Below are 15096 nucleotides of genomic sequence, written 5' to 3' on the forward strand. Positions count from 1 at the left end.
AACGGACAGATGCGCAAGAGAACCGTACCGACCCGATCCGCCGCCGCCGTGGCGCTGCTGACCGCGGGCGCCGTCGTGCTCGCCGGCGGCGGCCCGGTCGGCGCCGCGCCGACGGCCGCGACCGCCGCGGGCACCGCCCCGCAGGCGGCCCAGGCCGCAGAGGCCGCCCAGGCCGCACAGCAGGACCAGGCCGACTGCGACATCACCAAGAGCGTGCCGCCGAGCACCGAGGACGGCCCGGCCGTGAAGGCCATCAAGGCCAAGCGCACCCTGGTGATCGGCGTCGACCAGAACAGCTACCGCTGGGGCGCCCGCAACCCGAACACCGGCCAGATCGAGGGCTTCGACATCGACCTCGCCCGGGCGATCGGCACCGCCGTCATGGGCGACGCGGACAAGGTGGTGCTGAAGCCGGTGGCGACCGCCGACCGGATCGACGCCATCAAGAAGGGCCGGGTCGACCTGATCGTCCGCACCATGACGATCAACTGCAAGCGGATGGAGGACGTCGCCTTCTCCAAGCCGTACTTCAACATCAGCCAGCGCGTCCTGGTGCCCAAGGCCTCGCCCGCGAAGACCATCGACGACGCGGTCAAGGGCAGGACGGTCTGCGTCGCCGACGGCGGCACCGGGCAGGCCGTGATCAAGGACATGAACACCGCCGGACAGGTCGTCACCGTCGGCAACCAGCTGGACTGCCTGGTGCTGATGCAGCTCGGCAAGGTCGACGCCACCATGACCGACAACGGCCTGGCGGCCGGTCAGGCCGCCCAGGACCAGACCGTGCGGATCGTGGACGGCGAGGCGCAGCCGGAGGTGGTGGGCGTCGCCATGCTGAAGGAGAGCCCCGACCTGACCGCCCGGGTCAACCAGGTGCTGGCGGACTACTACGCGCGCGGCGACTGGGCCCGTTCGTACGACCGCTGGCTCAAGCCGTACATGCTCAACGACGCGGAGCGGTTCTGGCCGGGCACGCGCTGAGGCACCGGCAGGACGTCCGGGCCCGGGGTGTTGACACCGTCTTGACGCCCCGCGCCCGTACCGCCCGAACGGCCACCGGCTAGGGTTCGGGACGATCACCGCGGGGAGACCGGTGGTGGACAACGGGGGGTTGTCGTGGGACCGCACGTCAGGCACGTCGGGATCGCACGCGAGGAAGGAAGGACACCGCGGTGGCGGCATCGGCTGGCCCGGCACTGAGCCGGGAGGAGGTGGACCGCGCGCTCGCGCGCCTCGGCGCGGAGCGGGACGCGGTCGAGTCCGCGCTGCTCGCCCTGCAGGACCACCCGGGCCTGCGACTGCTGGAGGGCGCCGAGCTCACCGGGCGCACCCTGGAGCGCTGGTCGGTCGCCGGGAAGGGCCTGCCGCTGCTCTGGGCCCTGTTCGACCGCTACTCCGAGGCGCTGGCCTCGGCGCGCGCCGTACGGGCCCGCAAGGCCAAGCCCGGCGCGCCCGAACTCGCCGAACTGAACGAACTGTTGACCGGTGACGCGGTGACCGTCCCGGGCGGCGCGCTGCCGGACGGGCCGCAACTGCTCGGCGCGCCCGCCAAGCTGGTCGAGCGGGTCAGCCTGGACGCGCTGATGGCCCGGATGAACTCCTGGTACGCCACCGTGCTGGAGGTGGTCAGCGCCGCCGACGCCGTCTGGTCGGCGCTGCCGGCCCGGATCGACCTGCTGCTGGCCGAGCTCCACCGGGTGCGGACCCTGGCCGGCTCGCTCGGCGTGCGCTCCGGCGTCCACCCGCTGGGCGACGACCTGACCGGCATCGAACAGGACCTCACCGAGCTGCGCACCGAGGTGCGCGGCGACCCGCTGGCGCTGTGGCGCCCGGCCCGGGTGCCCGCCCAGCGCGGCACGGTGCCGGAGGGCTCGGCCTTCGCCGGGCCCGCCGGGGTGGTGGACACCGAGCGGTTCGACCGGGCCGGGCGGGCGCTGGACGGCGTCCGGCTGGAGCTGGAGGACCTGCTGCGGCTGCGCGACGAGGCCGAGGAGCGGCTGCAGGGCGTCGGCGACCTGCTCCAGCGGGCCGACGCCACACTGGCCGAGGCCCGCCGGGCCCGCGGCGAGGTGCTGGCGAAGATAGCCGCCAGCGACGTCCCGGCGGTACCGGGCCCGGCCTCGGCGCTGCGCGAGCGGATCATCGCGGCGCTGGACCTGCGGCAGGCCGGGCAGTGGGGCCGACTGGCGCCGCTGCTGGACACGCTGGAGGACGCCGCCGCCAAGGAGCTGGCCCGGGCCCGGCAGTCCCTCACCGAGGTGACCCAGCCGCTGGCCGTCCGGGCCGAGCTGCGCGGCCGGCTGGACGCCTACAAGGCGATGGCGGCCCGGCTGCGGGTCGCCGAGGACCCGGAAGTGCTCGAACGGTACGAGAAGGCGCGCTGGCTGCTGTGGAGCGCGCCGTGCGACCTGCGGGCGGCGGCCGCCGCGGTGGCCCGGTTCCAGCAGTCGCTGCGCCCGGCCCAGACCGAGGCCGAGGGCGGGCAGGTTCAGGAGGCGGCCGGCCGGCCGCCGGTCGACGGACAGGTTCAGGGGGGCTGAGGTTGATGGGCGAGACCTGCGTACGGCCGGACTGCTCCGGCAGCGGCAGCATCGACGCCGACGGCTACTGCGACGAGTGCGGGCTGGCCCCGGCGGGCGGGACCACCGCGACGCCGAAGGCGCCCGCGGGGGCGTCCGCGGGGGCGTCCGCGGCGGGGGCGGGTGCCGTCGGCCCCGGCGCGCCCTGCCCGCGCGACTGCTCCGGCAGCATCGACACGGACGGCTACTGCGACGAGTGCGGCCTGACCCCGCCCGAGGCCGACACCGGCGTCACCCAGCCCTGGGTCCCGTCCGCCCGGGTCTCCCCGGACTCCGGCCGCAGCGGCTCGGTCCGCTCGATGTCGGCCCGCACCGGCTCCGCCCGCTCGATGTCCGGCCGCTCCCGCTCCAACCGCTCGACCCGCACCGGCAGCAGCCGCTCGGTCTCCGTACGCACCCGGGGCAGCGTCAGCGCGGGCACCCGCAACCGGCTGGGCGCCGGCCTGGTCACCGTGCCGACCGTCGCGACGGCCGACCCGGCCCAGGCGGTGCTGGCCAACCCCGAGGTGCCCGAGCGCAAGCGGTTCTGCTCCAAGTGCGAGGCCCCGGTGGGCCGGGAGAAGAACGGCCGCCCCGGCCGCCCGGACGGCTTCTGCACCAAGTGCGGCACGCCGTACTCGTTCACGCCCAAGCTGCGCCGGGGGGACCTGGTCGGCGGGCAGTACGAGGTGGTGGGCTGCCTGGCGCACGGCGGGCTCGGCTGGATCTACCTGGCGGTGGACCGGCGGCTCGACGACAAGTGGGTGGTCCTCAAGGGCCTGCTGGACACCGGGGACGAGGACGCGCTGGCCGCGGCCGTCGCCGAGCGGCGCTTCCTGGCCGAGGTGGACCACCCGAACATCGTCCGGATCATCAACTTCGCCGAGCACCCGGACCTGCGCACCGGCGCCACCGACGGCTACATCGTGATGGAGTACGTCGGCGGCAAGTCGCTCAAGGACATCGCCAACGACCGCCGCACCCCGGACGGACGGCGGGAGCCGCTGCCGGTCGAGCAGGCGATCGCGTACGCACTGGAGGCGCTGCCGGCCCTGGGCTACCTGCACGGCCGGGGCCTGGTGTACTGCGACTTCAAGATCGACAACGCCATCCAGAGCGGCGACACGCTCAAGATCATCGACATGGGCGCCGTCCGCCGCCTCGACGACGACGGCCCGATCTACGGCACCATCGGCTACCAGGCCCCGGAGATCGCCACCGACGGCCCCTCCCCCGCCTCCGACCTGTACACCGTCGCCCGCACCCTCGCGGTGCTCACCTTCGACTTCCCGGGCTACAGCACCACCTACCGGGACTCCCTGCCCGGCCCCGAGGACGTCGAGGCCTTCGCCACGTACGAGTCGTACTACCGGCTGCTGGTCCGCGCCACCGACCCGGACCCGGCCCGCCGCTTCGCCTCCGCCGAGGAGATGGCCGACCAGCTGACCGGCGTGCTGCGGGAGATCCTCGCCCTCCAGAACGACCGGCCCTACCCCGCGCTCTCCACCCTCTTCGGCCCCGAACTGCGCGTCGTCGACACCGAGTTGGTCCTGCCCACCGAAGCCGCCGGACAGCTCCGGGTGACCGCCCTGGACCCGGCCGCCGCCGCCCTCGCCCTGCCCATCCCCCGGGTCGACCCGGGCGACCCCAACGCCGGCTTCCTCGCCACCCTGCTCTCCCCCGACCCCGAGGAGGCGCTCACCGCGCTGGCCGGCGCCCCCACCTCCTCGGTGGAGAGCCGGCTGCGCGAACTGCGCGCCCTGCTCGAACTCGGCCGCCACCGCGACGCCGTGGCCCACCTCGCCGCACTGGAACAGGACCACCCGGACGACTGGCGGGTGGTCTGGTACCGCGGCCTCACCGCCCTGGTCGGCGCCGCCGAGGGCACCGGCGAAGGAGTCTCCGGCGAGCCGGAGGCGAGCGGGCGCACCACCTCCCTCCGCGCCGCCGCCGAGGCCTTCGACGCGATCTACGACGCCTTCCCCGGCGAGGCCGCGCCCAAGCTGGCCCTCGCCAACTGCGCCGAACTGCTCGGCGACGGCGGCGACGCGGCCGAGTTCTACCGGCTGGTGTGGGCCACCGACCAGGCCTACCTGAGCGCCGCCTTCGGGCTGGCCCGGGTCCGGCTGGCCGAGGACGACCGGGCCGGCGCGGTCCGCGTCCTGGAGTCCGTCCCGGCCACCTCCAGCCAGTACACCGCCGCCCGGATCGCCGCCGTCCGGGCCCGGCTGCGCGAGCGCCCCGCCACCGACGAGCTGGCCGCCGACCTCGGCGCGAGCTCCGCGCAGCTGACCGCGCTGCGGCTGGACGACCGCCGCCGCGAGGAGCTCTCGGTCGAGGTGCTCGGCGCGGCGCTCGGCTGGGTCGGCGCCGGCTCGGCCGGTGCCCGGCCGGCCGCCGAGCTGGTGGTACTGGGACGTCCCGCGCAGGAGCGGGAACTGCGCTTCGCCCTGGAGCAGTCCTACCGGGTACTCGCCCGGTTGGCCGACCGGGCGGAGACCAGGATCGAGATGGTGGAACGGGCCAACCGTGCCCGTCCCAGGACGTGGGTGTAGCCGATGCCGCAGCAGACCGAGTGCCCGAGCTGTTCCGAGCCGATGGACCCGGAGGACGCCTTTTGCAACTCCTGCGGCGCCGGTCGGGACGGCCGGACGGCCCCGGGCGCGATGCCCACGGGCTGGGCCGCCGCCCGGGGTGAGGCCGTACCGCAGCAGCGCGGGCCGGTCTGCGTGCACTGCGGGCAGCCGCAGGTCACCGCGGACGGCTACTGCGAGGGCTGCGGCGGCGCCCAGCCGCGCCCGCGCGACCACATGGAGAAGGCGCTCGGGGGCGTCGCCGGGGTCAGCGACCGCGGCGTGCGCCACCACCGCAACGAGGACAGCTTCACCGTCGCCGCGACCTCGCTGCCCGGCGGCGAGCCGGTCGTGGTCGCCGTGGTGTGCGACGGCGTCTCCTCCTCCGACCGCCCGGACGAGGCCTCGGCGACCGCCGTCGACTGCGCCTCCGAGTCGCTGCTGACCTCGCTGGAGGCCGGCCGCGACCCGGGCGAGGCGATGCGCGCGGCCATCGCCGACGCCGCCAAGGCCGTCGCCGACCTGGCGACCGACGGCGCCGGCCCGGTCCGGCCCGACCTCAACGCGCCCGCCTGCACCTACGTCAGCGCCATAGCCGCGGGCGGCCGGGTCACCATCGGCTGGGTCGGCGACACCCGGGCGTACTGGATCCCGGACGACCGCGCCGCCGCCGAGCCGTTCCGGCTCACCCAGGACGACTCCTGGGCGGCCCGGATGGTCGAGGCCGGGCTGATGGGCGAGGCCGAGGCGTACGCCGACCCCCGGGCGCACGCGATCACCGGCTGGCTCGGTGCCGACGCCGAGGAGGTCGTGCCGCACACGCTCGACTTCACCCCGCACGTCCCCGGGGTGGTGCTGATCTGCACCGACGGCCTGTGGAACTACGCCGAGGCGGCCACCGACCTGGCGTACTACGTCCGTCCGGACGCCCGCACCGAGCCGCTCGCGACGGCGCAGACCCTGGTGAAGTTCGCGGTCGCCGCCGGCGGCCACGACAACATCACCGTCGCCGTACTGCCGATCGACCCGCCGGCCGTCCCGGTCGAGGAGGCCGAGCAGACCCCCACGGCGCTGGACCTGCCGATCATCACCCGGCGGCCCGTCCCGGAGGACGACGAGGACCACGATCCGACCCTGCCGGACCTCCCGGTGATCGGCTCCCCCGCCGCCCCGCTGCCGCCGGCCCCGCCGGTCCCGCCCGCACCGCCGGCGGTCCCCCCGGCCCCGCCTACGGCACCGCCCGTCGCACCGCCCGTCCCGCCGCTGCCGCCGCACCCGCCGACGGCCTGACCCGACCGCCGGGCGGCCCGACCGGCCGCCCGGCGCACGCCACGGCGCCACGGTGCGCCGGCCCCGGCCGGCGGACCGCCCCACCGTCCTGATCGCATCCACCCCTCACCCGACGGGAGCCGACCGCCCCATGGCAACACTGGCGAAGCCGAACCTGCCCAGGTTCGACGTGGAGATCTTCCAGAACGAGTACCTGGCCGACGGCGCCCGCGAGGTCAACGCCATCGTCACCGTCACCGCGACCGGCGGCGGCACCTCGGGCGGCCGCCCGCTCGGGATCACCGACGCCTCGCCCGCGAACGCCGACTCGGCCGCGGCGGTGGTGATCCTGGTGGACTGCTCGGGGTCGATGGACTACCCCAAGAGCAAGATCAACGGCGCCCGGGAGGCCACCGCCGCCGCCGTCGACGCGCTGCGCGACGGCACCGCCTTCGCCGTGGTCGCCGGCACCCACGAGGCCCGCGACATCTACCCCGGCGACGGCACCCTCGCCACCGCCTCCGCCGCCACCCGCGCCGAGGCCAAGGAGTCGCTGCGCCGGCTCACCGCGGCCGGCGGCACCGCGATGGGCACCTGGCTGGCCAAGGCCGACAAGCTCTTCCTCACCCGCCGGGACATCGCCATCCGGCACACCATCCTGCTCACCGACGGCAACAACGAGCACGAGTCGGCGGAAGACCTCGCCCGCACCGTCGAGCGGGTCACCGGCCACTTCACCGCCGACTGCCGCGGCGTCGGCACCGACTGGCGGATCGACGAGCTGCGCAAGATCTCCTCCGCGCTGCTCGGCACCGTCGACATCGTCGCCGAACCCTCCGGCCTGGCCGACGACTTCCGCTCGATGATGACCGGCGCGATGGGCAAGCAGGTCGCCGACGTCGCGCTGCGGATCTGGACCCCGGCCAACGCCACCGTGAAGTTCGTCAAGCAGGTCGCCCCCTCGGTGGAGGACCTGACCGCCCGCCGCGCCGAGGCCGGCCCCCGGGCCGGCGACTACCCCACCGGCTCCTGGGGCGACGAGAGCCGCGACTACCACGTCTGCGTCGAGGTCCCGGCCGCCGCGATCGGCAGCGAGATGCTCGCCGCCCGGATCAGCCTGGTACTGCCCCCGCAGGTCGGCGGCGGCACCCCCGAGGTGCTCAGCCAGGGCCTGGTCAAGGCGCTCTGGACCGACGACCTGGCCTCCTCCACCCGGATCAGCCCGCAGGTCGCCCACTACACCGGGCAGGCCGAGCTGGCCTCCTCCATCCAGGCGGGCCTGGAGGCCCACCGCGCCGGGGACGTCGACACCGCCACCGCCAAGCTGGGCGCCGCCGTCCGGATCGCGCACGCGACCGGGAACGAGGGCACCTACAAACTGCTTCAGAAGGTGGTGGACGTGGTGGACCCGAAGGAGGGTACCGTTCGGTTCCGTAAGAACGTGAGCGAGGCCGACTCGATGACCCTTGAGACCCGGTCGACCAAGACGGTACGTGTGAAGAAGTGACCGCTGAAGACGTGACCGGGCCGGCACCCCGGCGCGACGCCGCACCCAGCCGGCCCGAAACGAGGGGGACCTGATGCCGATCTGCCCGAGGGGCCACGAGTCGCAGGCCGAGGACTGGTGCGACTTCTGCGGCTTCCCGATGACCCCGCCGGCCGCCGCGCCCGGCGCCCACGGGGGCGCACCCGCCGGATACCCGCCCGGCACCGGCCCCGCGCCCGGCGCACCCGCCGGGTACCCGGGCGGTGCGTCCTTCGGCGGCCCGCCGCCCCCGCCCGCGATGCCGCCGGGGCAGGCCGTCCCGCCCGCCGGCACGCTGCCCCCGCCGAGCGGGTACCCGCCCCCGGGCGGCTACCCGCCGCCCGGCGCGCAGCAGGGCCTCACCGAGGGCCTGGTCCTCTGCCCGATCTGCCGCAGCCCGCAGACCGGCCGCTTCTGCGAGGAGTGCGGCTACGACTACGAGCTCTCCACGCCCTCGCGCCGCCAGGTCCCCGGCGCCGGCGCGCCCGCACCGGCGCCGGCCCCGGCCCCGGCCCCGCTGAACATCCCGGCCTCGTACGGCGGCGCCCCGCAGCAGCCGCAGGCCCCGTACGGCTACCCGCACCCGCAGCCGGAGCAGCCCCAGGCCGCCCAGCAGGCCGTGGCCCCGCCCGTCCTGCAGCAGCCGCAGGCCCCGGCGCAGCCGCACACCTACGGCTACCCTCCGCCGGAGGGGGCGTTCCCCGAGGCGGCGGTGCGCGAGGACTCCGGCCCGGTGTACGCCCAGCCGGCCGGCCCCGGTCCGAACAACCGCGGCGGCGACTTCGGCACCTCCTTCCACCTCGCCCCGCCGCAGCCCCAGCACCCGCAGCAGGAGGCCGCCCCGGCCGAGCCGGTGCGGACCACCTGGATCGCCGTGGTCGCGGCCGACCGGGACTACTTCACCGACATGATGGCCCGCAGCGGCCCCGAGGCGGCCGGACTGTTCTTCCCGCCGTACTGCCCCGAGCGCCGGATCCCGCTCACCGGCCGCGGCCAGCTGCGGATCGGACGGCGCAGCCAGCACCGCGGCACCGTGCCCGAGATCGACCTGTCCGTCCCGCCGGAGGACCCGGGCGCCTCCCACCAGCACGCGCTGCTCGCCGAACAGGCGGACGGCAGCTGGGTGCTGGTGGACCAGGACTCGACCAACGGCACCACCGTGAACGGCGGCGCGGAGCCGATCGCCCCGCACACCGCGGTGCCGCTCAACGACGGCGACCGGATCCACGTCGGCGCCTGGACGACCATCACGGTGCACCGCGCCTGACCCGTCCCTGAGCGCGCGTCAGCGACAATTCCGGCCGGGCCGGGTGGAATTCACCGTTTCACCCGGCCCGGCCGCTCTTCCCGGTTGCTCAAAGGATCAGCAAATCCCGCTCCGCGATGTGCACAGGACGCTCCGGAACCCCTACTCTCAGGGCACATGACTGCAGCTATATCCGCCGACGGCATCCGTCAGCGGTACGGGGATGTGCAGGCCGTCGACGGGGTGTCCTTCACCGTCGAGGCCGGCGAGTTCTACGGGATCCTGGGCCCCAACGGCGCCGGGAAGACCACCACCATGGAGATCCTGGAAGGCGTCCGGAAACCGGACGAGGGCCGGGTCGAGCTGCTGGGGATGAACCCCTGGCCGCGCAATCCGAAACTGCTGCCGAGAATCGGCGTGCAGTTCCAGGCCTCCGCCTTCTTCCGGAAACTGACGGCCCGGGAGACCATCCGCACCTTCGCGTCGTTCTACGGGGTCGGCCCCAAGCGGGCCGACGCGATGCTGGAGCGGGTCGGTCTGGGCGACAAGGCCGAGAGCCTGACCGAGAAGATGTCCGGCGGCCAGGCCCAGCGCCTGTCCATCGCCTGCGCGCTGGCGCACGACCCGGAGCTCGTCTTCCTGGACGAGCCCACCACCGGCCTCGACCCGCAGTCCCGGCGCAACCTCTGGGACCTCCTGCGCGACATCAACGCCGAGGGCCGCACGGTCGTGCTCACCACGCACTACCTGGACGAGGCCGAGGTGCTCTGCGACCGGGTCTCGATCATGGACCACGGGAAGATCCTGCACACCGGCGCCCCGGCGGCGCTGATCCGCGAACTCGACGACACCGTCCGGATCAGCATCGCCTCCGGCCAGCTCCCGCTCGACCGGGCCCGCGAGCTGCTGACCGCGGCCGGTGCCGACATCGCCAACCTGGAGGACGACACCGTCTCGCTCTCCGTCTCCACCCGCCTTCCGGCCCCGGTGCTCAGCGTCCTGGCCGAGCAGAACGCGCTGCGCGGCCTCGAGGTGCGCGGCGCCACCCTGGAGGACGTCTTCCTCCAGCTGACCGGACGGGAGTTCCGCGCATGACCCCCACCACGTCCACCGAGCCGAAGGTCCCCGCCCAGCGGGGCGGTCGGGCCGGTGCCGCCGGCGAGCGGGAACGGGTCAGCGCGTTCTGGAGCCTGTCCCGCGCGATGCTGCTCGGCATGAAGCGCGACCGCACCGCGACCTTCTTCATCCTGCTCTTCCCGCTGGTGTTCCTGGTCTTCTTCGGCACCGTGACCCAGGGCTCCGGCAGCCCGCACGCCAAGGTGGCGCAGGTCGGCGCGGTCAAGCTGTTCGACTCGATGCAGGGCGACGCCCGCAACGGGCTGAACGAGGTCCTGACGATCACCAGGACCGACGACGAGGCGGCCACGCTGGAGAAGGTCCGCAAGGGCGACTTCGACGCGATGATCGAGCAGGGCCCGGACGGCAAGGTCGAGCTGCGCTACAGCGCCGCCGACACCGTCCGCGCCGGCGCGCTCCAGGGCATCCTCAACTCCGTGGTCCAGAGCGCCAACCAGGCCGCCACCGGCCAGCCCCCGGCCTACGTGCTGGACTCCCAGCAGGTCGAGGACAAGTCGCTCAAGCCGATCCAGTTCCTCACCCCCGGCCTGCTCGGCTGGGCCGTCGCCACCGGCGCGGTGTTCGGCGCCGCGCTGACCCTCGTCAACTGGCGCAAGACCAAGGTGCTGCGCCGGCTGCGGCTGGCCCCGATCAGCGCGGGCACGGTCGTCAGCTCCCGGGTCGTGGTCTCCCTGCTGACCGCGCTCCTGCAGAGCGCCGTCTTCCTGGTGGTCGCCACGAGCTTCTTCGGGCTCAAGCTCACCGGGGACTGGTGGCTGGTCATCCCGCTGGTGATCTGCGCGACCCTCGCCTTCATGTCGATCGGCCTGCTGGCCGGTTCGGTCGCCAAGACCGAGGAGGCCGCGAACGGCATCTCGCAGGTCATCGTCCTGCCGATGTCCTTCCTCTCCGGCTCGTTCTTCCCGCTGGACGACGCGCCGGGCTGGCTGAAGGCCATCTCCGAGGTCATGCCGCTGCACTACCTGGTGAAGTCCGCCCAGTCGGTGCTGACCCGCGGCGGAGGCGTCATGGACGCCCTGCCGACCATGGGCGGCCTGCTGCTCTTCGCCGCGGTGCTCACCGCCGTCGCCTGGAAGCTGTTCAAGTGGGAGGACGACTGACCGGCCTGACCGGCCCGGGCGTTCGCCGCTGACACCCGATCCTTCCCGCACCCGACCCGACGGGGTCGTACGCCTCAGGACCCACGACCTCGGTCCCGGTGTACGACCCCGTCGGCGTCTGCGACCATGGTCGGGTGAGCGAGATCCGGCGAGGCACGTTGAGCGAGGAGACCTTCTACGAGCAGGTCGGCGGTGAGTCGACCTTCCGGCGGCTGGCCCACCGGTTCTACGAGGGCATCGCCGAGGACGAACTGCTGCGGCCGATGTACCCCGAGGGCGACCTCGGCCCGGCCGAGGAGCGCATGGCGCTGTTCCTGATGCAGTACTGGGGCGGCCCCCGTACCTACAGCGACCGGCGCGGCCACCCCCGGCTGCGGATGCGGCACGCGCCGTTCAAGGTCGACCGCGCGGCTCACGACGCCTGGCTGAGGCACATGCGGGCGGCCGTCGCGAGCCTGGAGCTGGAGGCCGACCACGAGCGGCAGTTGCTGGACTACCTGACGTACGCCGCCGCCTCGATGATCAACACCGAGGGCTGAAGCGCCGGGGACTGAAGCGCCGGGGACTGAACCGCCGGGGGCTGAAGCGCCGAGCCACGCGTCAGCGCGGCGGGCGTCAGCGCAGCGGGCTGAGCCCCAGCCCCGCTCCCGGGGCGGCCGCGGTGCGCACCGCCACCGAACCCGCCGGGGCGCTCAACCGCAGCCAGCCGCCCGCCCGGTGCACCGACAGCGGCGCGCCGGGCTTCAGGAAGCCCACCACGTACGCGGCGTGCACCGCCCGCAACGGCAGCTCCGGCAGCACGGACACCGGGCGGGACCAGATCTCGTCCGCCAGCGCGTCCAGCACCGCACGGGTCCGGTGGTGCTCCGGCACGGCCTCGCTGCGCTCGCGGAACTCCCGGACCCCGGCCATCAGTTCGGGGTACACCTCGGCCACCGGCGGGGCCCCGGCTGGCCGCCAGCCGGTACGCGGCGGCAGCAGGCCTGCCCACGCCGGGCCGGTCACCGGCGCCGGCAGCGCGACGGCGCCCTGCCCGGCGTCCACGCCGTCCAGCAGCTGACCCGCCGAGACGGTCAGGTCCACCGGCTCGTCCAAGCCGTCCAGCCGCGCGGTGCGGATCGCCAGCGCGCCCGAACCGCCCAGCGGCAGCCGCCCGAACACCGCCAGCACGCCGTCCTCCGTACCCGGCCCCACCGCCTGCAGGCGCACGGCCGCCGCCTTGTCGAAGCGCAGCAGGCGCAGCAGGAAGGCGGAGAGGTCGGCGGCCTCCCCGGCGTCGGCCAGGGCGAGACGGGCGGTGACGGTCAACGCAGCTCAGCTCGAATCATCGGGTGCGGTCGGCAGGTCCGGACGGCGGTGCGGACGGCGGGTGCGGACGGCGGGTGCGGTCAGCGGGTCCGGACGGCGGGCACGGTCAGCGGGTGCGGTCGGACGGCGGCGGTCAGACGGCGGCGGGGACGGGCTCGTCCACGAAGCGGCCGAGGAACTCCCGCTCCACCGGCGAGATCCGGCGCGGCCGGCCCTCGGCCAGGTCGTAGGGGACGACCACGGTGGACGCCCGGACGTACACGATGTCGGTGCCGTCCTCGGCGACGTCCTTGATCTCGTAGGAGACGGTCAGCGAGGCGCCGCCGATCCTCGTCACCCAGGTCTCGATGGTGACCGGCTCCGGCCGGTGCACCAACGGGCGCTTGTAGTCGATCTCGTGGCGCGCCACCACCGAACCGCCCGCGAACTCCCCGGCGCCGGCCTCGGCGGCCTGGGTGAACATGAAGTCGATCCGGGCCTCCTCCAGGTAGCGCAGGAAGACCACGTTGTTGACGTGCCCGAAGGCGTCCATGTCGGACCAGCGCAGCGGGCAGGCGTAGATGTGGCGGGCCACGGGTGTTCTCCTAAGTTCCGGTCGCCCGCCGCCGCCCCCCGGTGCCGACGGACGGCGGCGGGGTGCGGCGGTGGGCCGCGGCCCGGCAGGCCGCCCCGGAGGGCAGTCTGCCGGGCCGTTGTGACGGCTGGATGTCAGCCTCGGGTCAGCTTCTTGTAGGTGGCCCGGTGCGGACGGGCGGCGTCGGCGCCGAGCCGCTCGATCTTGTTCTTCTCGTAGGACTCGAAGTTGCCCTCGAACCAGAACCACTTGCTCTCGCCCTCGTAGGCGAGGATGTGGGTGGCCACTCGGTCCAGGAACCAGCGGTCGTGGGAGATGACCACGGCGCAGCCGGGGAACTCCAGCAGGGCGTTCTCCAGCGAGGAGAGCGTCTCGACGTCGAGGTCGTTGGTGGGCTCGTCGAGAAGCAGCAGGTTGCCGCCCTGCTTGAGGGTGAGCGCCAGGTTCAGGCGGTTGCGCTCACCACCGGAGAGCACCCCGGCCGGCTTCTGCTGGTCCGGGCCCTTGAAGCCGAAGGCCGACACGTAGGCGCGGGACGGCATCTCGACCTGGCCGACGTTGATCCAGTCCAGCCCGTCGGAGACGACCTCCCAGAGGGTCTTCTTCGGGTCGATGTTGGCGCGGCTCTGGTCGACGTAGCTGATCTTGACCGTCTCACCGACCTTGACCGAACCGCTGTCCGGGGTCTCCAGGTCCTGGAGCATCTTGAACAGGGTGGTCTTGCCGGCGCCGTTCGGGCCGATGATGCCGACGATGCCGTTGCGCGGCAGGGTGAAGCTCAGGTCGTCGATCAGGACCTTCTCGCCGAAGGCCTTGTTGAGGTTCTCGACCTCGATGACGACGCTGCCCAGACGCGGGCCCGGCGGGATCTGGATCTCCTCGAAGTCCAGCTTCCGCATCTTGTCCGCCTCGGCCGCCATCTCCTCGTAGCGGGCCAGACGGGCCTTGGACTTCGCCTGGCGGCCCTTGGCGTTGGAGCGGACCCACTCCAGCTCTTCCTTGAGGCGCTTGGCGCGCTTGGCGTCCTTCTGGCCCTCGACCTTGAGACGCGACTGCTTGGTCTCGAGGTAGGTGGAGTAGTTGCCCTCGTACGGGTAGGCGCGGCCGCGGTCGAGCTCGAGGATCCACTCGGCGACGTTGTCCAGGAAGTACCGGTCGTGGGTGACGGCCACGACGGTGCCCTTGTACTTCTCCAGGTGCTGCTCCAGCCAGTTCACCGACTCGGCGTCCAGGTGGTTGGTGGGCTCGTCGAGCAGCAGCAGGTCGGGCGCCTCCAGCAGCAGCTTGCAGAGCGCGACGCGGCGCTTCTCACCACCGGAGAGCTTGGTGACCGGCCAGTCGCCGGGCGGGCAGCCCAGGGCGTCCATGGCCTGCTCCAGCTGGGCGTCCAGGTCCCACGCCTCGGCGTGGTCCAGGTCCTCCTGGAGCTTGCCCATCTCGTCCAGCAGCGCGTCCGAGTAGTCGGTCGCCATCAGCTCGGCGATCTCGTTGAAGCGGTTGAGCTTCCCCTTGATCTCCTTGACGCCGTCCTCGACGTTCTCCAGGACCGTCTTGGTCTCGTCCAGCGGCGGCTCCTGGAGCAGCATGCCGACGGTGAAGCCCGGCGAGAGGAAGGCGTCGCCGTTGGAGGGGTGCTCCAGGCCGGCCATCATCTTCAGCACGGTGGACTTACCGGCGCCGTTGGGGCCCACGACGCCGATCTTCGCTCCGGGGAGGAAGCTGAGCGTCACGTCGTCAAGGATGACCTTGTCTCCGTGAGCCTTGCGCACCTTGCGCATCGTGTAGATGTATTCCGCCACGTGAGAT

The 15096-nt window shown here is 73.6% G+C and carries 12 protein-coding genes; 9 read left to right on the top strand and 3 right to left on the bottom strand.

Annotation, left to right across the window (positions count from 1 at the left end; genetic code table 11):
• Positions 1-9: 9 nt before the first annotated feature.
• The 9 genes from IE332_RS16020 to IE332_RS16060 all read left to right on the top strand — a co-directional run bounded on the left by IE332_RS16020 (position 10) and on the right by IE332_RS16060 (position 11947).
• Positions 10-981: a glutamate ABC transporter substrate-binding protein gene (locus tag IE332_RS16020; RefSeq protein ID WP_189916518.1), complete on the top strand. Its 972-nt coding sequence runs from the start codon at positions 10-12 to the stop codon at positions 979-981.
• Positions 982-1172: 191 nt separating this feature from the next.
• Positions 1173-2540, top strand: a complete 1368-nt coding sequence (locus tag IE332_RS16025) for a hypothetical protein (RefSeq protein ID WP_189916519.1) — start codon at positions 1173-1175, stop codon at positions 2538-2540.
• A 5-nt stretch (positions 2541-2545) separates the two neighbouring features.
• On the top strand, positions 2546-5113 hold the full coding sequence (locus tag IE332_RS16030) for a serine/threonine-protein kinase (protein ID WP_189916520.1): 2568 nt from the start codon (positions 2546-2548) through the stop codon (positions 5111-5113).
• A 3-nt stretch (positions 5114-5116) separates the two neighbouring features.
• The gene (locus IE332_RS16035) at positions 5117-6421 is read left to right on the top strand and encodes a PP2C family protein-serine/threonine phosphatase (RefSeq protein WP_229928628.1); all 1305 of its coding nucleotides are present in this window, start codon (positions 5117-5119) and stop codon (positions 6419-6421) included.
• 130 nt (positions 6422-6551) lie between these two features.
• Positions 6552-7907, top strand: coding sequence for a vWA domain-containing protein (locus IE332_RS16040; RefSeq protein WP_189916521.1), 1356 nt, complete (start codon positions 6552-6554; stop codon positions 7905-7907).
• Positions 7908-7980: 73 nt separating this feature from the next.
• A complete protein-coding gene (locus tag IE332_RS16045) occupies positions 7981-9192 on the top strand; it encodes an FHA domain-containing protein (protein ID WP_189916522.1) in 1212 nt (403 codons plus the stop codon).
• A 156-nt stretch (positions 9193-9348) separates the two neighbouring features.
• Positions 9349-10266, top strand: coding sequence for an ABC transporter ATP-binding protein (locus IE332_RS16050; protein WP_189916523.1), 918 nt, complete (start codon positions 9349-9351; stop codon positions 10264-10266).
• Positions 10263-11408 carry an ABC transporter permease gene (locus IE332_RS16055; protein ID WP_229928629.1) on the top strand — a complete coding sequence of 382 codons (1146 nt, stop codon included), beginning with the start codon at positions 10263-10265 and terminating at the stop codon, positions 11406-11408. Before IE332_RS16050 ends, IE332_RS16055 begins: the two co-directional genes overlap by 4 nt.
• Positions 11409-11542: 134 nt before the next feature.
• Complete coding sequence (locus tag IE332_RS16060) at positions 11543-11947, top strand: globin (protein ID WP_189916524.1); 405 nt, start codon at positions 11543-11545, stop codon at positions 11945-11947.
• 76 nt (positions 11948-12023) lie between these two features.
• Here IE332_RS16060 and IE332_RS16065 read toward each other — a convergent pair whose 3' ends face one another.
• The 3 genes from IE332_RS16065 to ettA form a co-directional block, all read right to left on the bottom strand.
• Entirely contained in the window at positions 12024-12716 is a 693-nt protein-coding gene (locus IE332_RS16065; protein ID WP_189916525.1) for a DUF8010 domain-containing protein, read from the bottom strand.
• A gap of 133 nt (positions 12717-12849) precedes the next feature.
• On the bottom strand, positions 12850-13290 hold the full coding sequence (locus IE332_RS16070; protein ID WP_189916526.1) for an acyl-CoA thioesterase: 441 nt from the start codon (positions 13288-13290) through the stop codon (positions 12850-12852).
• Positions 13291-13424: 134 nt separating this feature from the next.
• Positions 13425-15089 carry an energy-dependent translational throttle protein EttA gene (ettA, locus tag IE332_RS16075; protein ID WP_189916527.1) on the bottom strand — a complete coding sequence of 555 codons (1665 nt, stop codon included), beginning with the start codon at positions 15087-15089 and terminating at the stop codon, positions 13425-13427.
• Positions 15090-15096: the final 7 nt, after the last annotated feature.

Source organism: Kitasatospora xanthocidica, from assembly GCF_014656195.1.
GTDB lineage: Bacteria > Actinomycetota > Actinomycetes > Streptomycetales > Streptomycetaceae > Kitasatospora > Kitasatospora xanthocidica.

Bases quoted from the DNA above. Each gene is read 5' to 3' on its own strand.
- IE332_RS16020 (WP_189916518.1), top strand. From the start codon at position 10: ATGCGCAAGAGAACCGTACCGACCCGATCCGCCGCCGCCGTGGCGCTG.
- IE332_RS16030 (WP_189916520.1), top strand. From the start codon at position 2,546: ATGGGCGAGACCTGCGTACGGCCGGACTGCTCCGGCAGCGGCAGCATC.
- IE332_RS16035 (WP_229928628.1), top strand. From the start codon at position 5,117: ATGCCGCAGCAGACCGAGTGCCCGAGCTGTTCCGAGCCGATGGACCCG.
- IE332_RS16040 (WP_189916521.1), top strand. From the start codon at position 6,552: ATGGCAACACTGGCGAAGCCGAACCTGCCCAGGTTCGACGTGGAGATC.
- IE332_RS16045 (WP_189916522.1), top strand. From the start codon at position 7,981: ATGCCGATCTGCCCGAGGGGCCACGAGTCGCAGGCCGAGGACTGGTGC.
- IE332_RS16050 (WP_189916523.1), top strand. From the start codon at position 9,349: ATGACTGCAGCTATATCCGCCGACGGCATCCGTCAGCGGTACGGGGAT.
- IE332_RS16055 (WP_229928629.1), top strand. From the start codon at position 10,263: ATGACCCCCACCACGTCCACCGAGCCGAAGGTCCCCGCCCAGCGGGGC.